Origin of the sequence: Marinobacter sp. Hex_13 (assembly GCF_001566815.1) — a bacterium.
Taxonomy (GTDB): Bacteria; Pseudomonadota; Gammaproteobacteria; order Pseudomonadales; family Oleiphilaceae; genus Marinobacter; species Marinobacter salarius.
The window spans coordinates 161,678-184,880 of sequence record NZ_LSMM01000002.1; the positions used below are offsets into that span (position 1 = coordinate 161,678).

23 protein-coding genes are annotated in these 23,203 nt (G+C 57.9%); 11 read left to right on the forward strand and 12 right to left on the reverse strand.

The features are described 5' to 3' along the window. Window positions 1-19: 19 nt before the first annotated feature. The gene (locus AXW11_RS02075) at window positions 20-379 is read right to left on the reverse strand and encodes a hypothetical protein (protein ID WP_091640877.1); all 360 of its coding nucleotides are present in this window, start codon (window positions 377-379) and stop codon (window positions 20-22) included. Between the two features lie 189 nt (window positions 380-568). On the opposite strand from AXW11_RS02075, the gene AXW11_RS02080 reads away from it, so the two are divergent. From AXW11_RS02080 to AXW11_RS02105, 6 genes are all read left to right on the forward strand, one after another. Next, complete coding sequence (locus tag AXW11_RS02080) at window positions 569-1,255, forward strand: response regulator transcription factor (RefSeq protein ID WP_075197044.1); 687 nt, start codon at window positions 569-571, stop codon at window positions 1,253-1,255. Next, complete coding sequence (locus AXW11_RS02085; RefSeq protein ID WP_091640880.1) at window positions 1,252-2,574, forward strand: sensor histidine kinase; 1,323 nt, start codon at window positions 1,252-1,254, stop codon at window positions 2,572-2,574. Before AXW11_RS02080 ends, AXW11_RS02085 begins: the two co-directional genes overlap by 4 nt. Window positions 2,575-2,632: 58 nt before the next feature. Then, window positions 2,633-3,238 (forward strand): YigZ family protein, encoded by a 606-nt coding sequence (locus tag AXW11_RS02090; RefSeq protein WP_091640882.1) that lies wholly within the window; start codon window positions 2,633-2,635, stop codon window positions 3,236-3,238. Window positions 3,239-3,316: 78 nt separating this feature from the next. Next, window positions 3,317-3,841, forward strand: a complete 525-nt coding sequence (locus AXW11_RS02095) for a DUF4136 domain-containing protein (protein ID WP_075197047.1) — start codon at window positions 3,317-3,319, stop codon at window positions 3,839-3,841. Window positions 3,842-3,878: 37 nt separating this feature from the next. Next, window positions 3,879-4,232: a translation initiation factor Sui1 gene (locus AXW11_RS02100; RefSeq protein WP_036209515.1), complete on the forward strand. Its 354-nt coding sequence runs from the start codon at window positions 3,879-3,881 to the stop codon at window positions 4,230-4,232. A gap of 60 nt (window positions 4,233-4,292) precedes the next feature. Beyond that, window positions 4,293-5,546, forward strand: coding sequence for a D-amino acid dehydrogenase (locus AXW11_RS02105; RefSeq protein ID WP_091640885.1), 1,254 nt, complete (start codon window positions 4,293-4,295; stop codon window positions 5,544-5,546). Here AXW11_RS02105 and AXW11_RS02110 read toward each other — a convergent pair. The 9 genes from AXW11_RS02110 to AXW11_RS02150 form a co-directional block, all read right to left on the reverse strand. Further along, a complete protein-coding gene (locus AXW11_RS02110; protein ID WP_091640888.1) occupies window positions 5,543-7,192 on the reverse strand; it encodes a fatty acid--CoA ligase in 1,650 nt (549 codons plus the stop codon). The genes AXW11_RS02105 and AXW11_RS02110 overlap by 4 nt on opposite strands. Window positions 7,193-7,377: 185 nt before the next feature. Further along, entirely contained in the window at window positions 7,378-7,659 is a 282-nt protein-coding gene (ppnP, locus tag AXW11_RS02115; protein WP_007154483.1) for a pyrimidine/purine nucleoside phosphorylase, read from the reverse strand. A 72-nt stretch (window positions 7,660-7,731) separates the two neighbouring features. Beyond that, window positions 7,732-8,064, reverse strand: a complete 333-nt coding sequence (locus AXW11_RS02120) for a Na+/H+ antiporter subunit G (protein WP_075197050.1) — start codon at window positions 8,062-8,064, stop codon at window positions 7,732-7,734. Window positions 8,065-8,103: 39 nt separating this feature from the next. Next, the gene (locus AXW11_RS02125) at window positions 8,104-8,373 is read right to left on the reverse strand and encodes a K+/H+ antiporter subunit F (protein WP_085679689.1); all 270 of its coding nucleotides are present in this window, start codon (window positions 8,371-8,373) and stop codon (window positions 8,104-8,106) included. After that, window positions 8,370-8,858: a Na+/H+ antiporter subunit E gene (locus AXW11_RS02130; RefSeq protein WP_075197052.1), complete on the reverse strand. Its 489-nt coding sequence runs from the start codon at window positions 8,856-8,858 to the stop codon at window positions 8,370-8,372. Before AXW11_RS02130 ends, AXW11_RS02125 begins: the two co-directional genes overlap by 4 nt. Beyond that, a complete protein-coding gene (locus AXW11_RS02135) occupies window positions 8,858-10,375 on the reverse strand; it encodes a monovalent cation/H+ antiporter subunit D (protein WP_075197053.1) in 1,518 nt (505 codons plus the stop codon). Before AXW11_RS02135 ends, AXW11_RS02130 begins: the two co-directional genes overlap by 1 nt. Continuing rightward, window positions 10,372-10,743 carry a Na+/H+ antiporter subunit C gene (locus AXW11_RS02140; RefSeq protein ID WP_075197054.1) on the reverse strand — a complete coding sequence of 124 codons (372 nt, stop codon included), beginning with the start codon at window positions 10,741-10,743 and terminating at the stop codon, window positions 10,372-10,374. The genes AXW11_RS02135 and AXW11_RS02140 overlap by 4 nt, the downstream gene beginning before the upstream one ends. Continuing rightward, window positions 10,743-13,550 carry a monovalent cation/H+ antiporter subunit A gene (locus tag AXW11_RS02145; RefSeq protein ID WP_085679695.1) on the reverse strand — a complete coding sequence of 936 codons (2,808 nt, stop codon included), beginning with the start codon at window positions 13,548-13,550 and terminating at the stop codon, window positions 10,743-10,745. The genes AXW11_RS02140 and AXW11_RS02145 overlap by 1 nt, the downstream gene beginning before the upstream one ends. A 309-nt stretch (window positions 13,551-13,859) precedes the next feature. Continuing rightward, the gene (locus tag AXW11_RS02150) at window positions 13,860-14,672 is read right to left on the reverse strand and encodes a crotonase/enoyl-CoA hydratase family protein (protein ID WP_091640891.1); all 813 of its coding nucleotides are present in this window, start codon (window positions 14,670-14,672) and stop codon (window positions 13,860-13,862) included. Window positions 14,673-14,786: 114 nt separating this feature from the next. Here AXW11_RS02150 and AXW11_RS02155 point away from each other — a divergent pair, with 114 nt between their 5' ends. Beyond that, window positions 14,787-16,841: an NADPH-dependent 2,4-dienoyl-CoA reductase gene (locus tag AXW11_RS02155; RefSeq protein ID WP_041332370.1), complete on the forward strand. Its 2,055-nt coding sequence runs from the start codon at window positions 14,787-14,789 to the stop codon at window positions 16,839-16,841. A gap of 89 nt (window positions 16,842-16,930) precedes the next feature. Here AXW11_RS02155 and AXW11_RS02160 read toward each other — a convergent pair whose 3' ends face one another. Both AXW11_RS02160 and AXW11_RS02165 read right to left on the reverse strand, forming a co-directional pair. Beyond that, entirely contained in the window at window positions 16,931-17,095 is a 165-nt protein-coding gene (locus tag AXW11_RS02160; protein WP_007154474.1) for a hypothetical protein, read from the reverse strand. A gap of 114 nt (window positions 17,096-17,209) precedes the next feature. Continuing rightward, window positions 17,210-18,205, reverse strand: a complete 996-nt coding sequence (locus tag AXW11_RS02165) for a GlxA family transcriptional regulator (protein ID WP_041332373.1) — start codon at window positions 18,203-18,205, stop codon at window positions 17,210-17,212. A 193-nt stretch (window positions 18,206-18,398) separates the two neighbouring features. Here AXW11_RS02165 and AXW11_RS02170 point away from each other — a divergent pair, with 193 nt between their 5' ends. From AXW11_RS02170 to AXW11_RS02185, 4 genes are all read left to right on the forward strand, one after another. Further along, window positions 18,399-20,201, forward strand: a complete 1,803-nt coding sequence (locus tag AXW11_RS02170) for an acyl-CoA dehydrogenase (protein WP_036209548.1) — start codon at window positions 18,399-18,401, stop codon at window positions 20,199-20,201. Between the two features lie 111 nt (window positions 20,202-20,312). Beyond that, window positions 20,313-20,573: a hypothetical protein gene (locus AXW11_RS02175; RefSeq protein WP_041332374.1), complete on the forward strand. Its 261-nt coding sequence runs from the start codon at window positions 20,313-20,315 to the stop codon at window positions 20,571-20,573. A gap of 134 nt (window positions 20,574-20,707) precedes the next feature. After that, complete coding sequence (locus tag AXW11_RS02180) at window positions 20,708-21,010, forward strand: hypothetical protein (RefSeq protein WP_007154470.1); 303 nt, start codon at window positions 20,708-20,710, stop codon at window positions 21,008-21,010. A 152-nt stretch (window positions 21,011-21,162) separates the two neighbouring features. Beyond that, window positions 21,163-23,193: a PhoX family protein gene (locus tag AXW11_RS02185; protein WP_041332376.1), complete on the forward strand. Its 2,031-nt coding sequence runs from the start codon at window positions 21,163-21,165 to the stop codon at window positions 23,191-23,193. Window positions 23,194-23,203: the final 10 nt, after the last annotated feature.

The following is a 23,203-nucleotide window of genomic DNA, read 5'->3' on the forward strand; positions in this document are numbered from 1 at the left end:
GTCAGAACCCGGCCTGTGATCACTGCTCGGAAGTGCGGTTTTCCATGTCTTTGCAGCGCTTTTCCATTTTCTTTTGCCGTTTTTCCATCTTGGCGCTGTGTTTCTCTCGCCTTTCCTCGTGGATCTCGTCCCAGATCTCGCGTTGCTCGTCGGTCAGTTTCAGGCGATCCGCCATGTCGTTGCGGTGCTCTGCCCATTTTGCCTGGCGCTTTTCGTCATTGAACCAGCCTTTGCCCTCGCGCATGTTCTCGCACATCTCGGCTTTGTCGTGTTTGCCGCGGTGGTGTTCGCCGTGGTCCGAGGCCATCGCCATTGGGCTGGTCAAAAGAGTTGCTGCGATCAACGCGCTGGCAATGCGTCCGGAAGTGATGTGTTTCATTGGGTGTTCTCCTGTGTTGTAAATAAGCCTGCTCCAGCAGGCCCGGTCTGAACTCACAGGGACTATGCTAGCGGAGGACGGTGTCAGGCGGCGTCAGCGAACTGTAAAGGTTATGCAAAGGAAAATGATGCAAATCAGTGGGCTTGTGGGAGCGTGTTAGACTGCATTCAGTCACAACGGAGGATTGCCATGCAGAACCGGGTGCTGTTGGTTGAAGACGACGAGGAGTTGCGGGAACTGCTGTCCCGCTATCTGACCAATCAGGGCTTCACCGTAAGAGAAGCCGCAAACGGTCAGGATGGATTGTCACTGGCGCTGGGGCAACACTGCGACCTGGTGGTGCTCGATATCATGTTGCCGGATATCAGCGGCCTGGAAGTGCTGCGTCAGTTAAGGGCAAAAACCCATCTTCCCGTTGTACTGCTGACGGCCCGTGGCGATGAGACGGATCGAATCGTGGGTTTTGAGGTTGGCGCGGATGATTACATACCCAAACCCTGCAACCCCCGGGAACTGATCGCTCGGCTACAGGCGCTGCTTCGCCGTGTTGCCTGGGATCAGGAAGTGGGAACGGATGAATCAAGGGCATACGGCGACTTGCGGGTCGAGCCGGTTCATCGTCGAATCTACCACAACAACGTGGCACTGGATCTGACCGCTACGGAATACGAAGTGTTGCAGGTACTGCTGGCCCACGCAGGCAGTGTGGTACGCAAGACGGATCTTATGCAGTGGGCTCTGGGCCGTCGGCTGGAAGCCTATGATCGTACCCTGGATATGCACATCAGCAACCTCCGGAAAAAATTGGGCAACGACGACCCGCCCCGAATCGAAACCGTACGCGGGCTGGGCTATAGCTATCGGGTGCCGGTATGACCCGGCGGCTCAGGTTTCCTCTATTCTGGCGGATATTCCTGTCGATCTGGCTGGCTATGGCGGTCACAGTGCTGATGAGTAATGTGGCAACCCGTGCCCTGATGGAACGGGAGCGAATGGCCATCGAACGACAGGTCGGTCTGCGGGAGCTGGCGCTGGAGGCTCTGGTGGTCAGGGAAAACGAGGGCCGCGGAGCGGCTTGGCGCTTCCTTAAGGAGCAGGGGCGGAGCCTGGACCTTCACCTGTCGCTGATAGACGCAGATCGCAACGACGGAGACCTGCCTTCATCCATCCGCGAGCGGATGAAGTCTGGGGGGTGGCACCGGCAGAAACCGGCAGTTATTGAGGTCGGTGCGGACCATCGCCTGGTGGCCTGGCCCCGCCTGGATGGCGAGGGCTGGCTTGATCCCAAGTTGTTCCGTCTCCTGGAACTGGGGCTGGCGTTCGTTATCATCACGCTTGCCTGTTGGTGGATTGCGCGTCTGGTTTCCCGCCCCCTTAAACATATGGAATCCACCGCTCGTGCCATTGCTGGAGGGGACAATGCGCTTCGGGTCAGTGATCGCATCGCGAGTCGACGGGACGAGGTGGGTGCTTTGGCGACAGCCTTCAATGCCATGACCCAGCAACTGTGCAGTTTGCTCGATCGCCAGACACACCTGTTGCGTGATATATCTCACGACCTCCGAACCCCCCTGACGCGGCAACGGATTGCCATTGAGCTGGCCAGTGACGGTAGCGTGGATGCGGATCTGCTGGCCTCGATCCTGCGGCAGAACGAACGTCTGGAAGCGATGACCTCCCAGATCCTGACGCTCTACCGGGTCTCGGAGCAAGGAGGCGATATCGAGCGGGAAGCCGTGCAGCCAGTCGTGGTGATCAATGACGTTCTGAGGGATGCGGCGGACTACGCCGAGCACCGGGGAGTGGATTGCCAGCTTTTGGTGGATGAGGGCTGCCGCAACACGTCGTTGTTAGGGGATCGCGGGCTCATCCAGCGTGCGCTGGACAATGTCCTTCAGAATGCCCTGGATCATACGCCGCCGGGAAAGAATGTGCATGTCGCGCTGCGCTGTGATCAACGGCACTTGTTGGTGGAAATACGGGATGAAGGCCCAGGTGTGCCTGAAGACGTTCTGCCCCATCTCTTTGAGCCCTTCTACAGGGCTGACAAGTCCCGCGGGGGCAAGGGGTGGGGGCTTGGTCTGGCTATTGCGAGGGACATTGTTGCCATCCATGACGGCCGGATAGAAGCGCTCAATGGCGAGCCGGGCGGTTTGATGGTGGTGTTGAGATTTCCGCTCTTTACCTCTGGGTGAAGAGGATAGAAAGGCTTGATGTTGGCCTCATGATGGCTGTGTGTCAGGAACTGGTTTTATGTCCAAGGATTACCCGATACCCGCTGGCTTTCTTGAGCGGGAGACTGAGATCAAAAAGAGTCGGTTTATTGCCCGGGTTGCGCCGGTGTCGTCCCGGGATGAGGTCAAGGCCTGGCTTGAACAGGCCCGGAACGACCACCCGGATGCTCGTCATATCTGCTGGGCTTATCAGATAGGCCGGCCCGGCGCGGCCGCTGAAGCCGCCATGAACGACGATGGCGAACCATCAGGAACGGCCGGTAAGCCCATTCTCAGTGTCATTCAGCACAAGGACCTGGGAGACGTGCTGGTGATGGTGATACGGTATTTTGGAGGTATTAAACTCGGGGCTGGCGGCCTCGTCAGGGCCTACGCAGGAGCAACCGAAGCTGTCCTTTCGGGGGTTGAAAGGGTGATTCAGCAACCCATGTCACAAGTAACGGTGACGATGACCTTCGCAGATGAGCAGCCACTCAGGCATTGGTGTGACCAAAACGGTGCCGAGATTGGCAACGTTGGGTACAGCGCCGGTGTAACGGCTGACGTGAGCCTGGTGGATGAGCGGAATCAGGAATTTACGGCGTTTTGCGAGAGCCGGGGTATGGGTTACCGTTTTGACAGCTAAGGAACCATTTGCGAAACGCTTCGTGTCGACTGTGCGTATACTTTAATAAATGAAGTATGGAAAGAGGCAACCAAGATTATGAAAGCTATCGTTGTGTCCCTGTTTTTGATGGCCCTGACGGGCTGCGCCAGCAACGTAGTCACCGACTACGATTCCAACGCGGTCTTCGGTAACTACAGTTCCTGGGCATTTGCACCGAAGGGCGAGGACCAGTCTTTCACCTCGCTTGATGGTGGTCGGATAGAGAGTGCGGTTGAGCGAGAGCTGAACCGAAAGGCCATGCGTAAAGTGGGCGAAAGCGAGGCGGATCTGCTTGTCACCTGGCAGGTGGTTGAGGAGGAGCGTCTCGAGCGCAGCGGTGTTGGGCTCGGCTTCGGTTTCGGCAGTGGTAACTTTGGCTGGGGGCTGTCGTCGGCTCCACCAGTGCGTGAAATCCAGGAAGGCAAGCTGGTGGTGGAGCTGGTAGACACGGAGACTGATCGTGTCGTCTGGCGCGCAGCAAGCCGGCGCTATCTGAATGAGAACCAGGCAACCGAGTCGCGGCGGGAGCTGATCGACGAGATTGTCGCGGACATGTTCGAAAAATACCCTCCCGGGGCGTGAGTGTCTCAACAGGGCTCTTAAACAACATGAGGACGTTATGAAGAATCGTTCTGGGGGACTGGTGTTCTCCACGGAACAGGGGCGTATGTGCCCGGACTGTCGCCACCCCGTTGATGAATGTGTTTGCGGGGCACCGGCTCGCCCCTCCGGTGATGGCGTTGTGCGCGTCAGTCGGGAAACCAAGGGGCGCAAAGGAAAGGGCGTTACCTTGATTACCGGTATTCCGATGGACGACAAGGAACTGAAAGCGTTCGCGAAGGTGTTGAAAGCCCGATGCGGAACCGGCGGCACGGTGAAAGAAGGCACCGTGGAGATCCAGGGTGATCAGCGAGACCTGCTGGTGCCCCTTTTGAAGGAAAAAGGTTGGACGGTGAAACGGTCCGGTGGCTGACATTGTATACCCACATGTATACTATGTAGCGTTCTGAACTTGTTCAACCGGAGAAAATGGATGCACGTACTGGTGCTGGGTGCAGGTGTTGTTGGTGTTACAAGCGCATGGTTCCTGAGGCAGCAGGGATATGACGTGACGGTAGTGGACCGGCAAAATCAGGCAGGCACCGAAACCAGTTATGCCAACGGCGGCCAGATATCGGTATCCCACGCCGAGCCCTGGGCCAATCCTTCTGCCCCCTTGAAGCTACTTAAATGGCTGGTCCGGTCCGATGCACCGCTGCTTTTTCGTCCCCGCCTGGACCCGGTCCAGTGGCGCTGGGCGATGGCTTTCCTGAAGCAGTGCACGGCTTCCCGGGCGGCTTACAACCTTCGGCAGATCGTGAATCTGGGGATCTACAGCCGCGCTCATTTACAAGCGTTGCGCCAGGATATCGGCATTGAATACGACCACCTCGAGAGAGGCATCCTGCATTTCTACACCAATCCTGAGGAGTTCGAATCGGCCCTGAGGCCAGCCCGCATGATGCGAGAACTGGGGTGTGATCGACAGGTGATTGACACCAACAAGGCCGTCGAACTGGAACCCGCCCTGGCTCCAGTTAAAGAACGGATTGCCGGCGCCACGTACACCGCGGAAGATGAATCCGGTGATGCCCGTCGATTCACTCAGTCCCTGGCGAAAAAGGCTGAGGAAGCCGGTGTGGAGTTCCTCTACAACAGCGAGATCCTGGGGTTCGAAAACACCCAGGATCGTGTTCTCGGAGTCAATGTTATACGTGAAGGTCGCCACCAGATCCTTCGTGCCGACAACTACGTGCTGTGCCTGGGTAGCTTCAGCGCTATCCTGGCTCGAAAACTGGGCCTGACTCTGAACATTTACCCAGCGAAAGGCTACTCCATTACGGTGCCGGTGAAGAGTGAGGCCGCTGCCTTCAACGTCAGCCTTACCGACGATGAATACAAGCTGGTGTACTCAAGACTGGGCGACCGCATACGGGTCGCAGGCACCGCGGAACTGAGCGGCTACAACCGGGCACTGAACCTGACCCGCTGCCGAACGATCGTCCGGCGCACCGCAGAGTTGATGCCCGATGCGGGGCACTGGGAAAGGGCCGAGTTCTGGGCCGGATTGCGCCCGGCGACCCCCTCCAATGTGCCCTACATCGGAAAGAGCCACTTCGGCAACCTCTACCTGAACACCGGCCACGGCACGTTGGGGTGGACACATTCCTGTGGTTCCGGGGCCGCTTTGGCGGACATTGTGGCTGGTCGCACCCCCGATGTGGATTTTGCGTTTACCGGGCTTTAGTGTTCCTGCAACTGATCCCGAATCAGTTTCTTGTTGATCTTGCCAACGCTGGTTTTCGGTATGTCGTCGACGAAATCAATCTGGTTCGGAATGGCCCACTTATTGATCTCACCGGAATCCACGAACTGCTTCAGGTGGTTCTGGATATCGTCCAATGACGCTTCCTCTCCCGGCTTCAGGGTAACCAGTGCGTGGGGCCGTTCGCCCCATTTCTCGTCGGGCACACCCACCACCGCTGCACCGGCGACGGCTGGATGCTGACTGATCAGGTTTTCCAGATCCAGGGAGGACAGCCATTCACCGCCGGTTTTGATGACATCTTTGATGCGGTCCTTGATCAACAGTGTGTTGTCTGTTTCCAGGCTTGCCACATCCCCCGTGTGCAGCCAGCCACCTTGCCAGAGCTCCTCGCCTTTCTCCGGCTCCTTGAAGTAACTCTGGGTCAGCCACGGTGCCCGGGCAACCACTTCGCCCTTGGCCTCGCCGTCGTGGGGGACCGGTTCGCCCTCCGGATTCACGATTTCCAGTTCCACCATGGGCACGGCAATACCGGTCTTGATGCGCTTGGAGGTCTGCTGCTCCAGGGGCAGTTCCAGATCCTCTGCTGTCAGGTGAGTGGTGCTGAGAAGCGGGCAGGTTTCCGACATGCCGTACCCCGTGTACATGGATACGCCCAGCTTCGCCCCGGCGTCACATAGGCCGCGCGTAAGGGCGCTGCCACCGATCAGTACGTGCCAGTTGCTGAGGTCGGCCGTCTTGATGGATTCGGTTGCCATCATCATCTGCATGACCGTCGGCACACAGTGGGAGAAGGTCACCTTGTGCTCCTTGAGGAGGTCGACCAGCAGTTCCGGTTCATAGCGTCCGGGGTAGACCTGTTTTATGCCCAACATGGTGGCCGCGTAGGGCACGCCCCAGGCGTGTACGTGGAACATGGGGGTCACGGGCATGTAAACGGACGAGGACCTCAGTAGCGGCATCTCATCATACGCAGACAAAGAGCCGGTCATGGCCAGCGTATGGAGAACGAGCTGGCGGTGACTGAAGAAAACACCCTTTGGATTCCCGGTGGTGCCGGTGGTGTAGAAGGTGGTGGCAACGCTGTTTTCGTCGAAGTCCGGGAAGTCGAACGTTGTACCGGCCTTGGCAAGCAGTTGTTCGTATTCGCCGAGTGATGGCAGTGATGTGGTTTTCGCTTGTGCCTCGTCACTCAGTTGGATGTAGTGTTTGACTGTTTTGATCTCGTCCTTCACACCTTCCAGGATGGGCAGGAAGTCATCGTGGACCATCACCAGGTCGTCTTCTGCATGGTTCATGGTGTAGACGATCTGCTCGGGCGACAGGCGTACGTTCACCGTATGCAGCACGGCGCCAATCATCGGGATGGCAAAGAAGCATTCCAGGTACCGGGGCGTATCCCAGTCCATCACAGCAACGGTATCGCCCGGTTTGACACCCGCGTCGGTGAGGGCGTTGGCCAGTCGGTTGATACGTTCAACCAGGTCGGTATAGGTGTACTTGCTGCGGTTGGCGTAAACGATTTCCTGTTCGGGAGAGTACCGGGGGCCGGAAAGAAGCAGTTGTTTGATCAGCAGTGGGTATTGGTGAGCGTTGTCTGCCGGCTTCAGGATGCGGGTCTGTGCCATGGTTCGGTGCCTCTCTCAATTGTTTAATTTATAACGAGAAGAGGGGTAAATCTGACACAGTTTCTGGCTTACGGAAACCTTTAGGCGAGAAAAAAGCGCAGATCCGGTGCAGCGGGATTCAAATGGCCCGCTGGTCCCGGTCTGCGCTCTCGATGGGGTGTTCGCGAGAGGTTATTCGCGAGAAACTATTCGTAAGTGCAGAGGTAGGCCGTGTCGATGTCAGTCCGGGCCTTGAAGCTGGCCTGTCCCGCCACTTCAAAAAACTCGCCGGAACCGTAGGTCATCCATTCTTCCATGCCAGGCAGGAGAACGGTCAATACGCCACTGATCACCGTCATGGTTTCTTTCTTGCTGGTACCAAACTCATACTCGCCCGGGCTGATCACCCCCACGGTAGCCGGAAGACTGGAGGTCTGGAAGGCGATGGATTTGGCCTTGCCGTCGAAATACTCGTTAACTTTCAGCATGGGATACGCTCCTCAAAATTGTGGGAGCCTACTATACGGGAATTTTGTGCAACTCCAATGACAAATTTGCCGTTACTGGTCCCAGGTATTTCCACGTGTGTTGTCGGTTGTGGATACGCCGATATGCATCGCCGCCTTTGCCAGAATGTTGGCGCTCACTGGAGCGGTCAGGAAAAGGAACACGGTGATGAGCACTTCGGCAATGCCTATACCTTCTCCTTTGCTGCTGAAGTAGATGACTGAGCCCAACACAATGGCGCCTACGCCCACGGTGGTGGCCTTCGTTGGGCCATGCAGGCGTGTGTAGAAGTCAGGTAGTCGAGCCAGGCCAATGGCGCCGACCAGGGTGAAAAAACCACCGACGATCAGTAACAGTGCAATGGCGTATTCGGCAATGGGACTCATAACGGGGAACCTCTGGTCACAGGATGCTTGCCTTGTAGGTTATTCAATCACGCTGCCGCGCTTCAGGTATTTGGCCATCGCCACGGTACCGACGAAGCCCATCACGGCGATCAGCAATGCGGCTTCAAGATACAGGCGTGTACCCAGCGTTATTCCGAGCAGGACAATCAGCGCGATAGCATTGATGTACAGGGTGTCCAGAGCCAGTACCCGATCCGGTGCATCTGGCCCTTTGATCAGTCGATAGACATTCAGTATCGCCGCCAGGACAACCATGGCAATGGTGACGTACAGCGCGATGGTAATCATTGAAACATCTCCTTCAGGCGTGCCTCGTAGCGGGTGCGGATCGCGTTGATCACCTCGTCGTCGCTCTCGGCGTCAAGAGCATGGATTAGCAGCAATGTTCTGTCGTCACTGACATCGGCGCTGACGGTTCCCGGTGTCAGGGAAATGGTGCTGGCCAGCATGGAAATGGCCAGGGGGTGCGTCAACTCCAGGGGATAGGAGACTAGTATCGGTTTGGGTTCGCGGCCGCTGAGTATCAGGCGGGCGACGGAAACGCTGGACACCAGGATATCGTAGAGGACAAGGACCAGATACGGCGGCAGCTTCCAGGGACGCGCGAAGAAGGGAGGGTCCGGCCAGAAGCCGCGGGTCAATTGTGGAATCATCCAGGCCAGGACCAGCCCCATGACAACACTGGCGCCAGAAACGCCGTCACTCAGGAACTGCCAGACGGTAAACAGGATGAGGCTGAGGTATGGCTGTGGAAAGCTCAGGCGGTCAAGCATTACTTTTCCTCCCCAACCATGGGTTTGCTCAGGATTTCTGTGTAGGCACTGGTGTCATGGAGCTGTGCCGCCGTATCTTCGGCGTAGCGGCTGATTGGCCCTGCCAGGATGACCATCACGATACTCAAAGAAATCAACGCGCTTGCCGATACAGACAGGGATGGTGTCAGCTTTTGAGGTTCTTCAATATGACCTTCCACGTTGCGCCAGAACACGATACTGCCTGCGCGGCTGTAGGCGATCAGCGTGAAAAAGCTGCCAATCAGCAACACGCTCCAAAGCCAGGCAACATCCGACTCGGTCACTGCCGACTTGAGAATCAGCAACTTGGCAAAAAATCCACTGAGGGGCGGCAGGCCCACGGCAGCCACCGCCCCCATCAGGAATAGCACACTCAGGAAGGTGCGGTTGGCGATCCGTGGCGCAGTGACAATTTTGTCCTGGGCGCTGCCACGTTGGCCATCAACGAGATCGGCCACCAGGAACAGGCCACCGGCCACCCAGGTGGTGTTGAGCAGGTAGAATAATGCAGCGGATGTGCCGGCCACCGTGCCAAACGAAATGGCGGCAAGCAGCGTCCCGACTGAGATAATCACCTGCCAGGCAATCAGTTTCCTCAGGCTCGCGGCACCCAGGGCCCCGATGACCCCCATGGTCAGAGTGATCAGCGCCAATGGGAAGAGCCAGTCCATACCCAGGCCCGACAGCTCACCTGCCTGGTTGCCAAAGATCAGGGTGAAGACGCGGATAATGGCGTAGATACCCACCTTGGTCATGACCGCAAACAAGGCTGCGACCGGCGCTGTGGCGTTGGAATAGGCGCCGGGTAACCAGAAGCAGAGCGGCAGGATGGCGGCTTTCAGGCCAAAAACCACCAGCAACATCATGCCGCCGGCTTTCACCAGGGGAAGGTTCTCTTCGGCCACCTGCGGAATCTTGACCGCCAGATCTGCCATGTTGAGTGTTCCCGTTACGCTGTAAATCATGCCAACGGCGATCAGGAAGACGGCAGAGCCCGCGAGATTCAGAACCACATAATGCAGGCCAGGAACGGTTCGGCTGGTGCCTTCGCCATGCATCAGCAAGCCATAGGAGGCAATCAGCAGAACCTCGAACGCAACGAAGAGATTGAACAGATCACCCGTGAGGAAGGCGATGTTCAGGCCAAGTAGCTGAAAAAGGAACAGCCCGTGGAACTGACGGCTGCTCTCGTCGGTACCACCGATGGCATAAATGTGACAAAACAGCGCCAGCACCGCGGTCATGACGAGCATCAGAGCCGCGAGCCGGTCCAGCACCAAAACGATACCGAATGGTGGTTGCCAGTTACCAAAGGCATAGAGGCGATAACTACCGTCGTCGGCGAGAACAAGAAGGACGATCGCAGCAACGAGCATCAGCACCGTGGTGGCAATGGCGAGCGTCCGCCTCAAGGCGATGGGCGCGTATCCCATAAAAGCCTGCAATATGCCGCCGATCAGCGGAATCAGTATGGGAGCAGTCAGCCAGTGGTTCATGTGTTGGCGCCCTCCTGCTCCTGCTTTTGCACAGTGCTGTCCTGTTCTGGAACGCGGCCGTTGACATGGTCGTCGTTGTTGTCGGCAAGGCTGCGCAACGACAGAACAACGACGAAGGCGGTCATGGCGAAACCGATCACAATGGCGGTCAGCACCAGTGCCTGGGGCAGGGGGTCGGAATAGGTTTCCGCGCTGCCGATGATGGGCTGGCCACCGGTCGCCAGTCGTCCCGACGAGAACAGGAACAGGTTAACGCCATAAGACAACATGGTCAGGCCCACCACAACGGGAAAGGTGCGGGCTCTGAGCATCAGGTAAACCCCGGAGGCAGTCAAAGCCCCGATGACCACCGCGAATGCAAGCTCCATTATGAGCCCTCCTTATAGTTGGTACTCTTGATGGCCGAATGGGGCGACAGGCGACCAACGCTGGTCAGTGCCAGCAGTGTGGCGCCGATGACGGTCAGATAGACGCCGAGATCGAAGATCAGCGCCGAGGCGACCTCGAACTTTCCAACCACAGGCCAGTAAACGTAGTCGAACGTGGATGTGAGGAACGGATAGCCGAATGCGAAACTGCCAGCCCCGGCGATCAGTGCAAACAGCAGCCCCAGGCCGATGACGTTGTGGTAGCGGATTGAAATACGGCCCTGGGTCCAGGACATCCCGCTGGCAATGTATTGCAGGATCAACGCCACCGCAGTGATCAATCCGGCGATAAAGCCGCCACCCGGCATGTTGTGGCCGCGCAGGAATATATAGGCGGAGATCATCAGGGCCAATGGCAGCATCGGCCTGGCAATCTGCTGCAGCATCATCGGGTACGCATCCCGCGTCCAGGGATGGCCCTGGCCGTCACCCGGAGGCGGGGTCAGGTCGACATTGCGCAGCATTGCGTAAATGCCCAGTGCCGCAATGCCCAGAACCGTGATCTCACCGAGGGTATCGAAGCCACGGAAGTCCACAAGAATGACGTTGACCACGTTGGTGCCACCGCCGCCGGGTTTGCTGTTCTCGAGGAAAAACTCCGAAATGGACGTAAACGGCTGTGTCAGCATGGCCAGAGTAATGAGTGTCATACCGATACCAGCCGCGCCAGCGATCAGAATATCCCTGATGCGGCGGCCTTTCGGCGTCTCGATTGGCGTCCAGGACGGCATGTAGTACAGCGCCAGCATCAGCAGGACAATCGTTACCACTTCAACCGACAACTGCGTCATCGCCAGATCCGGAGCTGAGAAGCGGGCAAAGCCGAGGGCAACAAGAAGCCCGACGACGCTGAGCAAAACCAGCGCAAAGAACCGGTCACGATGCACTGCCGCCGTACCCAGGGCCGCAACCACCAGGATGGCAACACCGATAAGCGTGGGCCAGTCCACCGGGCTGAGCCCATTGCTGCCAATGGCAATCCCCAGGTCCCAGAGCGGGAGCACGGCAACCGCAATCACACTGACGATCAGCAACATGGCGTAGCGCTGCAGTGAGCCGTTCTCGATGTAGGCAGTAACGGTATGGGCAGTGTCCGAAATTCGGCTAACGATGGCCTCGAAGACCGCTTTTTCATCAATTTCCTTGAAACGGGCGTGGAAATCGAAAAACCGCTGGCGCTGGGTATACATCAACAGGCCCCCGAAGAAGGCCACGAAACTCATCAGCAGCGGCAGGTTAAAGCCGTGAACAACCGTCAGGTGATACTCGGGAACGTCGCCACCCAGAGTGGCAGACGCTGCAGCATAGAGCAGTGGGCCGACGGAGAACGCCGGGAACATGCCAACCATCAGGCAGGCGAAGACCAGGATCTCAACCGGTATCTTCATGTACCTTGGCGGCTCATGGGGCGGAAAGATAGGCAGGTTGACGGGCCGACCGTTGAAAAACACGTCGTGGATGAACCGCGCCGAGTAGGCAACGGCAAATATGCCGGCCAGTGTTGCAATAAGCGGAGGCAGATAGGCCCATAGGCCGGGAAGATTCAGTTCCAGGGCTTCGGCGAAGAACATCTCCTTGCTCAGGAAACCATTGAGCAGCGGCACACCCGCCATCGACGCTGCTGCCACCATGGCCAGCGTGGCGGTATGAGGCATGTAGCGCCAGAGGCCATTGATCCTGCGCATGTCCCGGGTGCCGGTCTCATGGTCAATAATGCCGGCGGCCATAAACAGGGACGCCTTGAATATTGCGTGGTTGATCACGTGAAAGACCGCGGCGACGGCAGCCAGCTGGGTCCCCATACCGAACAGCAGGGTGATCAGGCCAAGATGACTGACCGTTGAATGAGCCAGGAGGCCTTTCAGATCATGCTTGAACATGGCGACATAGGCGCCAATCAGCAGCGTGGCCATGCCGGTAAAGCTCACCATGTAGAACCACTGTTCGGTGCCGGCGAGGGCCGGGTAAAGCCGGGCCATCAGGAAAATGCCGGCTTTCACCATGGTGGCTGAATGCAGATAGGCCGAAACAGGTGTCGGCGCCTGCATGGCGTGGGGTAGCCAGAAGTGGAACGGGAACTGTGCGGACTTGGTGAACGCGCCCAGCAGTACCAGCGTCAGTGCCACCGGGTACATGCTGTGGTTCTTGATCAGATCCCCGGCGGCGAGAACGTCCTCCAGCTCATAGCTGCCCACGATGTTGCCAATCAGCAGAATGCCTGCCAGCAGTGCCAGGCCGCCACCGCCGGTAACGGCCAGCGCCATCCTTGCCCCGCGGCGGGCGTCTTTCTTGTGAGTCCAGAAGCTGATTAACAGGAACGATGTCAGGCTGGTCAACTCCCAGAAAACCATCATCAGCAACAGGTTGCTCGACAACACGATACCAAGCATGGAGCCTTTGAAGCACAGCAGAAGCGCGTAGAACTTACCGACGTTCTCGTGGGGCTTCAGGTAGTAGCGGGCGTACAGGATGATCAATAGCCCGATAATCAGGATCAGCAGGGTAAAAAGCAGCGATAGGCCGTCCAGGCGAAAGCTGAAAGACAGCCCGATGGCTGGCAGCCACTCGGTGGTGTGCTGCACGATGCCGCCGTCGGCCAGAATTGCCCAATGGGGGTATAGTGCCGCCAATCCAATGATGGCAGGGACACAGGAAATGACAGCAATTGCCGTGCGTCCGCCCTGGGCGAACAGCGGAGCCGCCAGGGCTCCCAGAAACGGCAGTAAAACGACCAGCGGTAGCGACATCGCAACCTCTTGTTGGCTTTCTTCTTTATGGATGGAGAAGCAAATGTTGCCTGAGTTTAGCCCCCGGTGTCCGTGCTTGCACGGGCAACCATATGAATGGTGGCCAGGATATCAGCAGTGATGGGGTGGATCCGGGAAGTAGGGCAAGCTGCCGCGATGCTTCTTTGCATCAGCAGCGACCGGTGAAAAGCCGGGATGTGTATTAGCCAGGGACCTTGCGGTCGTCATGGTTGCTCCGATAATCAGTTACCCTGGCTGATGATACGTGGCCGTCTACGCAGGTCAAGTACGCTGACCATTTATCCGTGTTCAGAAATCACGGCGGTCCTGGTAGGGTTTGTCGGGAGAGCCGGAATTCCGGGCAACGGCAATGCGCTGGTTTGCCCGCCCGAGTACCTTCTTCTGCAGCTTTGTTTCCCAGTCGAGAGCGGTTCTGTCGGTGGCGTTCCAGCTGCGGTTGAACAACAGCTTGCTGGCGGCGACGGCGTCTGGCGAGCGCTCGGCCAGCTCGCGGGCGAAGTTCATTGCTTCTGCCATGGGATCGTCGCTAACGCGGCTGACCAGGCCCATGGCTTTTGCTTCCGTGCCGTCGAATCGTCGCGCGGTCATGGTCAGTTCCTTGGCCAGATCAATGGGCACCAGTTCCCGCAGGGTCACCGTCAGGCTCATGTCTGGGATCAGCCCCCACTTGCTCTCCATGATGGAGAATTCGCAGTCGCTGGTGGAAAACCGAAAGTCGGCACCCAGCGCAATCTGGAAACCACCACCGAAGCAGTAGCCATGGGTAACCGCAATCACCGGTGCCGGCACATCCCGCCATATATAACCGACATTCTGGGCAAGGTTGCTGATCCTGCGGCCAGGTTTGACCAGCAGCTTGAGGAAATTCACTGGATTCTTCGACACGGTCTTTACATCCAGCCCGGAGCAGAAAGCGTCTCCGGCACCGTTCAGTATGATGGCGCGCACACTGCGGTCTTTCTTCAGGGTTTTGGCCGCCCTGGTGATCGCCTCGAACATGGGCATGTCCAGACCGTTGTATTTATCCGGCCGGTTCAGGGTCACGATGGCGATACCATCCTCAATCGTGATCAGTACCCGTTCAGAATCGCGTGTGCTCATAGTGTGGGTTCCATGTCATACGTTAGTCGTAGGCCGCTATGCTACCATGTTGCCTCCTGATGAAAACGTCCGCATGAGACGAGACGACCAGACGACCAATCAAAGAGAAACAACATGACCGCAGCCTACCCGAACCTGCTGAAACCCCTCGACCTGGGTTTCACCGAGTTGAAAAACCGCGTGCTTATGGGCTCCATGCATACTGGCCTGGAAGACCGGTTCTGGAACATCCACAAGCTTGCCCGTTATTTTGCCGAGCGTGCGGAAGGCGGAGTGGGGTTGATGGTTACCGGGGGCTTTTCACCCAACTTTGTCGGCCAGCTTTCGCCCCTGGCGTCCACCATGAACCATCGTGGCACCGCCATGCTTCACCGTCATGTCACCAGTGAAGTTCATGACGCTGGCGGCAAGATCTGCCTGCAACTGCTTCATGCCGGTCGCTATGGCTACCAGCCGTTCAGCGTATCCGCCTCGGCCACCAAGGCGCCGATTACGCCGTTCAAAGCTCGCGCGCTCTCCACCAAGGGGGTCGATAAGCAGATTGATGACTTCGTCAGCGCCGCGAAACTGGCGAAACTGGCCCGTTATGACGGCGTTGAGGTTATGGGGTCGGAAGGGTATTTCATTAACCAGTTCCTGTGTGAGAGAACCAATAAGCGTACTGACAAATGGGGCGGACCGTTCGAGAACCGCATGCAGTTGCCGGTGGAGATCGTTCGCCGCATGCGGGAAGCGGTCGGCCCCGAGTTCATTATCATTTACCGCCTGTCGATGCTGGACCTTGTAGAAGGCGGGCAGACCTGGGACCAGGTGGTGCAATTGGGCAAGGCCATCGAAAAAGCCGGTGCCACCATTATCAATACCGGTATCGGCTGGCACGAAGCCCGAGTGCCAACGATCGTGACGTCGGTGCCACGGGGCGGTTTTGCGGATGTGACCGCCAAGTTTTACGGCGAAGTGGACATTCCCGTGTGCACCACCAACCGCATCAACACCCCGGAGAAAGGCGAGGAAATCCTCGCGGCGGGCAAGGCCGATATGGTGTCCATGGCGCGACCGTTGCTGGCGGATTCGGAATTTGTGCGCAAGGCCGAGCAGAACCGTAGCGACGAAATCAACACCTGTATTGCCTGCAACCAGGCCTGTCTGGATCACGTGTTCCAGCTCAAACGGGCGTCCTGCCTGGTGAACCCGCGCGCCTGTCACGAAACCGAACTGGTCCTGACGGTGGCTCCGGTCAGCCGCCGCGTGGCGGTGGTCGGAGCCGGTCCTGCCGGTTTGGCCGCCGCGACCACTGCCGCCAAGCGGGGTCACAAAGTGACGCTGTTTGAAGCGGATGACAAAGTTGGCGGCCAGTTCAACTACGCCAAGCGCATCCCCGGGAAGGAAGAGTTCTATGAAACGCTGCGTTACTACCAGCGCCAGATCGAAATCCTAGGTATTGAACTGAAGCTCAATACCCGCGTGGATGCCGATGTATTGGGAGAGCAGGGCTTTGACGACGTGATCATCGCCACGGGCGTGAAACCGCGTACGCCAAGAATTGATGGCATCGACCACCCGAAGGTGCTCGGTTACCTCGATGTTCTGCGCCACAACAAGCCCGTAGGCCAGTCAGTAGCGGTGATAGGTGCCGGTGGTATCGGCTTCGATGTCAGCGAGTTCCTCACTCACGAATTCGGTCATCACCCCGAGGGAGAGCAGGTCAGCATGGCAGACTGGCAGGCTGAGTGGGGCGTTGATCCGCAATTCGACGGGCCGGGCGGCCTGGCTGAGCGCAAGCCGACATCGTCACCCCGCAAGATCTACCTGATGCAGCGGAAAACCAGCAAAGTCGGCGGTGGTCTGGGCAAGACCTCTGGCTGGGTACATCGCAACAGCCTCAAGCACCGTGACGTTGAGATGCTGAGAGGGTGTAGTTACGAGAAAATTGATGATGACGGTCTGCATATCACGCTGTCCGACAAGGACGGTAAGGTCACCGAGAGTAAGGTTCTGGCGGTAGACAACGTCATCATATGCGCAGGTCAGGAACCGTTCAGGGCGTTGTTTGATGATTTGGTCAATCGGGGTATTCAGACCCACCTGATAGGTGGTGCGGACGTGGCCGAAGAGCTGGACGCCAAGCGTGCTATTCGGCAGGGGACGGAAGTGGCTGCCCGGATCTGACCGGGTGGACAATTTTGGTCATAAAGTGATCATCTTGATCATTTGTGACCCGTTTGGGCGTCAGTCATCGTTACGGTGACTGACCCGGGTTACCGAATGGCTTTCAGAGCCTCGCTGATGGCGTCTGCCTCGGCGGACAAAACCCGATAGCGAAGGCTATCGGCCTGCTGGCTGGCCTGAAGTAGCTGTTTCTGCTTCATGTCGTAAAGGCGACTGAGCAGTGCGCATTGCTGGTTTTTTTGCGGTGCGTTCATGGTATTACCCTCCACAGGGAGTAGCCTGTGTCAGTTATTTTTACGTTTTGCCTCGGCTTTTGGCCTTGTATTGAAAACTAAGCATAACCCGGGCCAAAAGCGCTCAGGCTCGGGTTACCTTCCGAATCTCGCCCGATAAATGCCGGGCGCCAGGCCGGTATGCTTCCTGAACAGACGGCTGAACGAACTGACATCTTCATAACCGACCAGCCGCGTGACTTCTTCAACCGCCACCCGCGAATTCTCCAGATGCTGCCGGGCCGCCTCTATTCTCAGAATCTGCAGGTAACTGGTGGGGGTGTCCCCGGTTGCCGCTTTGAACCGACGAATCAGCGAACGCTCCGTTAGATCGGCGAATGCGGCAAGGGCTTGCAGCGTCACCGGTCGGGTGTAGTTCACATCCAGCCAGTCCTGCAGTTTCAGAATCGCGGCATCGGAATGATAGCGCCGGGCCTGTAGCGCTCCATAAGGCGCCTGGCTGGTCCGCCCCGCATCAATAACAAACGCCTTCGCCAGTTCACGCGCCACCTTCGCCCCGGCGTAGCGTTCCACCAGATACACCCCCAGATCCCACCACGCCATACCACCGCCGGCACAGGCAATGTGCCCATCCACTGTAATCAGCTTTTCCGGCTGCAGGTCTACCCCGGGAAAGCGTTTTCTGAACTGGTTGCTGAACCCCCAGTGCGTCGTTGCCTGCCGCCCGTCCAGCAACCCGGCCTCCGCCAGCAGAAACGCCCCCGTGCAGTTACTGGCCAAGCGGACCTGTCCGGTTGGCGCCTCCCGAAAGCCGCCGAGCCAGTCAACCAACCCGGGATTGGCCTCCAGAACCTGCGCAATCGGCGCGCCAATCGTGGGTACAATGACCAGGTCTGCCTGCGAATTACCGGTGGGAATGTCCTGCCAGTCCCCATCGGCCATCAATGTTATCCCATTGATACACCGACAGGGCCGACCACCCTTGGTCAGCAATTGAGTGGTGAACTGCTGATCCGGAGGCGTATCGTTGATGCGTGCCCAGGTTACCCCCGCCAGTCGAAACAGGTCGATAACCCCCGTAATCGCACTGGCAAGCGCCCCATCAAACCCCATAACAGAAACCGTTCGCATACCACCTCCAAATCAGGGTGCCAGCCGGGAGGGTCTCCCGGTTGGTGCCCGTCTGCCGAGCACCACAAGCCGCGCATTCACAAAAGGAGACCTGGAATAAAAGTGGCAATTTTAACCATGATTATGTCATTAACGCCGGTTTCAACAAAAACAACCGTATGAGAGGCTATACGCCATAAACAGGAGACCCGAAATGACCGACACCCTGATTGACCGCCGCGACCTGGCGTTCCAACTCTACGAAGTACTCGACACCGAAAGCCTCAGCGAACGCGAGCGCTTTAGCGAACACAGCCGCGACACCTTCGACGCCGTCATCGAAACCGCCGACAAAATCGCCCGTGACAAATTCGCTACCCACAACAGCGCCGCCGACAAAGACGAGCCAAAATTCGTCGACGGCCAGGTGGAAATGCTGCCTCAGGTCAAAGAAGCCTTTGACGCCTACGCCGATGCCGGCTTCATTGCCGGGCGCTACGACTACGAACTGGGTGGCATGCAACTCCCCGAATCTGTCATGGCAGCGTGTAACGGCTTCTTCACCGCCGCTAACCCGGGCACTGCGGGTTACCCGTTCCTCACCACCGCTGCCGCCAACCTGATCCGCGTGTTCGGCAACGACCAGCAGAAAAGCACCTTCCTGCCACACATGCTCAGCGGCCGCTTCACCGGCACAATGGCCCTGACCGAGCCCCACGCCGGCTCGTCACTGGCTGATATCCGCACCTCGGCCACGCCGACTGACGACGGTCATTACCTGATCAAAGGCGCCAAGATCTACATCTCCGGCGGCGAACAGTCCCTCACCGAAAACATCGTTCACATGGTGCTGGCGAAGGTCAAAGGCGCCCCGGCAGGCGTAAAAGGCATCTCCCTGTTTATCGTGCCGAAATTCATCGTGGATGAAGAAGGCAACGCGACTGAACGTAACGGCGTGAACCTGGCCGGCCTGATTCACAAGCTGGGCTACCGCGGGACCACGTCAACGGCGCTCAGTTTTGGTGACGACGCACCCTGCCATGGCTATCTGGTGGGCGAGCCCCACCAGGGCCTGAAGTACATGTTCCAGATGATGAACGAAGCCCGTGTGGGCGTCGGCTTCGGCGCCGCCGTGATTGGTTATCGTGGCTACATGCACAGTCTGGAATACGCCAAGGACCGCCTGCAGGGCCGCAAGCCGTCAGAAAAGAACCCGGAGGCACCCCAGGTTCCCATCATTGAGCATGCCGATGTGCGACGCATGCTGCTGGCCCAGAAAGCCTACAGTGAAGGTGGCCTGGCGCTGTGCCTATACGGCGCACGCCTGATGGACGACCAGCACACCCATCCGGACGAGCAGAAGCGGATGGAAGCCGGCAAGTTGCTGGACCTGCTAACGCCAGTCATCAAGGCCTGGCCATCCGAATTCGGCCCGAAGGCCAACGACCTGGCAATCCAGGTCTATGGCGGTGCCGGTTACACCCGGGAATACCCGGTGGAGCAGTGCTGGCGGGATAATCGCCTGAACCCGATTCACGAAGGCACCAACGGCATCCAGGCGCTGGACCTGCTGGGTCGTAAGATCTGGCAGGATCAGAGCCACGGCCTGCAGTTGCTGATGCAGGAAATGCAGGTGGACCTGGAAGCCGCCACCACCGATCGGTGCCAGCAATGGGCGCTGTCCCTCAGTGAAACCCTGCAGCAAGCAGTGAAAGTGACCCAGAGTCTGGGTAAATCCCTGATGTCGGAGGATCCCGACCGGGTGTTGGCCAACGCGTCCTGCTACCTGCACTTGTTCGGACATATCATCGTATCCTGGATGTGGCTGCGTCAGGCCAACGCCGCCGCCAAGGCCCTCGGTTCTGCCAACAGCGACGAAGAAAGGAACTTCTACCAGGGCAAGCTGCAGGCCGCCCAGTACTTCTTCCATTGGGAGTTGCCTACTGTGGCACAGGATCTGGTGCTGCTCCGCAACCAGGACGACACCTGCATGAACATGAAGTCGGAGTGGTTCTGAAACTGGCGGACTGACACAATCTAAACCAGACTGTAGGCTGGCCCCGGAACGCAGGTTTCAGCGTACCGGGGCGCTTTCCTATCCTGCTGCATCCACAGGGAAGAAGCTGCCATGACGTCGGGACACGCCTCCAATGCCTATCGCCCGGTACGCTGTGAAATTCACAGTTTGCTCCGGGAGTATCTGACCTCTTCAAAACTGGCCGAGATTGTCTATCGCGACGATGCCGGTCAGATCTGTACGACCCACGATGTCATCCGCGATCTCTTCAGTCGCGCTGGCCAGGAGTTTGTTTTTCTTGGGCGGGGGCACATGGTTCGCCTTGATCACGTGCTGACACTGGACGGTAAGGTCGTAGCCGGAGCCAATTAATGGCTACAGGTTATTGCTTTCGCTAACTTATTGTCGCTGCTAACAAAAACGTAATTCCCAAGTAATTGTGCCCGCTCCGTCACGGCCGTAGACTTGTCGCTGTTGTTTTCACACGCCAAAGAAAGGACACAGTTATGAACAAGCTGACACTGAGCGCACTGGCACTGCTGATGACGCTGGGCCTTGCGGCCTGCAGCCAGGATGACAACGAAGGCGTCGATCTCGAGGAAGCCGGCGACAACGTTGAGGAAATGGCGGATGACGCTGGCGATGCGGTCGAAGAGACCTACGAAGATGCCACCGGCCAGAATGACAGCGCCTGGGACGAAACCAAGGACGCTGCTGGAGATGCCGCCGAAGAAACTGGCGAAGCAATGGAAGAGACCGGTGAGGAAATGGGCGAAGCCGCTGAGGAAGCCGGCGACTCCATGCAATAAGATTGCGTCTGTGGCCTGCCCTTTATGGGCAGGCTTTTTTGGTTGTAAGAAATTGTTAAAGAAACTGTCTTTTTACTGTCTGAAATCTGTCACCTAACCCACCGACACTGTTCTCTCGAAAACCAATAACCCACCCGAGAGAGAGCAGGACCATGGCAAAGCATGACCTGGATCCCAACTACCTGGATCCCAATTACGAGCCCGTCGTCAACCATTCAAGCAACACGCCCTTTCATCAGGTCCTCGCGGCCCGTATGCAGCGCCGTACCGTTATGAAAGGTTCCGTTGGCGCCGCGTTGGCCAGCGTTATGGGGCTGGGCCTGGCTGGCTGTGGCAGTGATGACGACGATGACAACGGTTCCTCCACAGGGGGAAGTTCCGCCAATACGGATCTTGGTTTCAAGGCGGTTGCCGTATCCAGCGACAATGAAGTCGTTGTTCCCGAGGGATACTCATCCGTGGCTTTTCTTCCCTGGGGCACCCCGATCACCGGATCCTATCCCGAGTATAAAGCCGATGGCACCAATACCGGTGCCGATCAGGAACAGCAGGTTGGAATGCACCACGATGGTCTCCATTTCTTCCCGATTGACCAGAAGGCCGGTGGCAACAGCTCAACGGAAGGCCTGTTGGTGATGAACCATGAGTACATCGAGCAGGACTTCATTCATGCCAATGGCCCGACCAATGCTGCTGATAACGGTGGCGTGCGACCCGCCGATGAGGTTCGCAAGGAAATTGCCGCTCACGGTGTGTCTGTCGTTCACATCAAGCGTGACACCGACGGTACCTGGGACGTCGTCTTCGGCAGCCCATTCAATCGTCGCATTACCGGCAACACCGAGATGGACATTCGTGGCCCGGTACGTGGTTACAGCAAGCTGGTCACAACCTACAGTCCCGACGCGACCGAAACTCGCGGCACCCTGAACAACTGTGCGATGGGCCCAACGCCCTGGGGCACCTATCTGGCCGCAGAAGAGAATTGGCACGGTTACTTTGCCAATAGCGATGCGACCCAGCCTCGCGAGCAGACCAGACATGGTGTTGGCAGCTCCAGCCGATACGACTGGGAGTTGGCAGACAGTGCGGCCGACCAATATGTGCGGTTCAATGTGAGCACGACCGGAGCGGCGGCTACAGATGATTATCGCAACGAAGCCAACACCTACGGCTTCATGGTTGAAATTGATCCGTTTACGCCGGAAAGCAAGCCCCAGAAACGCACTGCGTTGGGACGCTTTGGTCACGAGGGCGTCATCTTTGCGCCGGCGAAGGAAGGTGAGCCGGTGGTGTGTTACTCCGGTGACGATTCCCGTTTCGAGTACATCTACAAGTTTGTGTCGTCTCAGCCCTACTACGCCGCGACGGCCGGTGGCTACCTGTTGGATGAGGGTACCCTGTACGTTGCCCGCTTCAACGAGGATGGCTCTGGTGACTGGCTGGCGCTGGATCTGGACGACGCGGATTTCGCCGGCAAGGTTGCTGCGGCTGAAGGCGGCATGGTCGGCGATATCCAGTTCGACGGTTTTGAGAACCAGGCTGATGTTCTGCTGAATACCCGCCTCGCAGCCGATATTGCCGGTGCTACGACGATGGACCGCCCGGAGTGGGGTGCCGTTGATCCCAACTCTGGCGAGGTCTATTTCACCCTGACAAACAACTCGAACCGGGGCCAGCCAGGGTTCGACGACGTCAACGCCGCCAACCCGAACTCTCCCAATGCCACCGGCCACATCATTCGCTGGACTGAAGAAGGTAGCGATCACACGGCTACCAGCTTTGACTGGGATATCTTTGTCTTCGCCGGCGAGCAGGGTACGGAAACTGTTGTCGATGGTGAGGCCGTCGTCTCCCTGAACGATGATAATATTTTCAACAGCCCGGATGGCCTCTGGTTTGACTACAATGGCCGGCTGTGGATCCAGACCGATGGCTCTGATGCTGACCCGTACTTCAACAACATGATGCTGGCCGCCAATCCGGAGACACGTGAAATCAAGCGCTTCTTCGTCGGGCCCCAAGGTTGTGAAGTAACTGGCGTTGTCAGCACACCGGACGTTAAGACCATGTTCGTGAACATCCAGCACCCGGATGGTAACTGGCCGAACGCGGCCGAGTCCCGTCCCCGCGACGCCACTGTTATCGTAACGAAGGACGATGGCGGTGTGATCGGCGCCTGATCGCCTGATA

Bases quoted from the DNA above. Each gene is read 5' to 3' on its own strand.
- AXW11_RS02170 (WP_036209548.1), top strand. From the start codon at position 18,399: ATGACCGACACCCTGATTGACCGCCGCGACCTGGCGTTCCAACTCTAC.
- AXW11_RS02180 (WP_007154470.1), top strand. From the start codon at position 20,708: ATGAACAAGCTGACACTGAGCGCACTGGCACTGCTGATGACGCTGGGC.
- AXW11_RS02120 (WP_075197050.1), bottom strand. From the start codon at position 8,064: ATGAGTCCCATTGCCGAATACGCCATTGCACTGTTACTGATCGTCGGT.
- AXW11_RS02075 (WP_091640877.1), bottom strand. From the start codon at position 379: ATGAAACACATCACTTCCGGACGCATTGCCAGCGCGTTGATCGCAGCA.
- AXW11_RS02130 (WP_075197052.1), bottom strand. From the start codon at position 8,858: ATGCTTGACCGCCTGAGCTTTCCACAGCCATACCTCAGCCTCATCCTG.
- AXW11_RS02135 (WP_075197053.1), bottom strand. From the start codon at position 10,375: ATGAACCACTGGCTGACTGCTCCCATACTGATTCCGCTGATCGGCGGC.
- AXW11_RS02090 (WP_091640882.1), top strand. From the start codon at position 2,633: ATGTCCAAGGATTACCCGATACCCGCTGGCTTTCTTGAGCGGGAGACT.
- AXW11_RS02185 (WP_041332376.1), top strand. From the start codon at position 21,163: ATGGCAAAGCATGACCTGGATCCCAACTACCTGGATCCCAATTACGAG.
- AXW11_RS02140 (WP_075197054.1), bottom strand. From the start codon at position 10,743: ATGGAGCTTGCATTCGCGGTGGTCATCGGGGCTTTGACTGCCTCCGGG.
- AXW11_RS02125 (WP_085679689.1), bottom strand. From the start codon at position 8,373: ATGATTACCATCGCGCTGTACGTCACCATTGCCATGGTTGTCCTGGCG.
- AXW11_RS02110 (WP_091640888.1), bottom strand. From the start codon at position 7,192: ATGGCACAGACCCGCATCCTGAAGCCGGCAGACAACGCTCACCAATAC.
- AXW11_RS02150 (WP_091640891.1), bottom strand. From the start codon at position 14,672: ATGAGCACACGCGATTCTGAACGGGTACTGATCACGATTGAGGATGGT.
- ppnP (WP_007154483.1), bottom strand. From the start codon at position 7,659: ATGCTGAAAGTTAACGAGTATTTCGACGGCAAGGCCAAATCCATCGCC.
- AXW11_RS02105 (WP_091640885.1), top strand. From the start codon at position 4,293: ATGCACGTACTGGTGCTGGGTGCAGGTGTTGTTGGTGTTACAAGCGCA.
- AXW11_RS02100 (WP_036209515.1), top strand. From the start codon at position 3,879: ATGAAGAATCGTTCTGGGGGACTGGTGTTCTCCACGGAACAGGGGCGT.
- AXW11_RS02095 (WP_075197047.1), top strand. From the start codon at position 3,317: ATGAAAGCTATCGTTGTGTCCCTGTTTTTGATGGCCCTGACGGGCTGC.
- AXW11_RS02080 (WP_075197044.1), top strand. From the start codon at position 569: ATGCAGAACCGGGTGCTGTTGGTTGAAGACGACGAGGAGTTGCGGGAA.
- AXW11_RS02085 (WP_091640880.1), top strand. From the start codon at position 1,252: ATGACCCGGCGGCTCAGGTTTCCTCTATTCTGGCGGATATTCCTGTCG.
- AXW11_RS02155 (WP_041332370.1), top strand. From the start codon at position 14,787: ATGACCGCAGCCTACCCGAACCTGCTGAAACCCCTCGACCTGGGTTTC.
- AXW11_RS02160 (WP_007154474.1), bottom strand. From the start codon at position 17,095: ATGAACGCACCGCAAAAAAACCAGCAATGCGCACTGCTCAGTCGCCTT.
- AXW11_RS02145 (WP_085679695.1), bottom strand. From the start codon at position 13,550: ATGTCGCTACCGCTGGTCGTTTTACTGCCGTTTCTGGGAGCCCTGGCG.
- AXW11_RS02175 (WP_041332374.1), top strand. From the start codon at position 20,313: ATGACGTCGGGACACGCCTCCAATGCCTATCGCCCGGTACGCTGTGAA.
- AXW11_RS02165 (WP_041332373.1), bottom strand. From the start codon at position 18,205: ATGCGAACGGTTTCTGTTATGGGGTTTGATGGGGCGCTTGCCAGTGCG.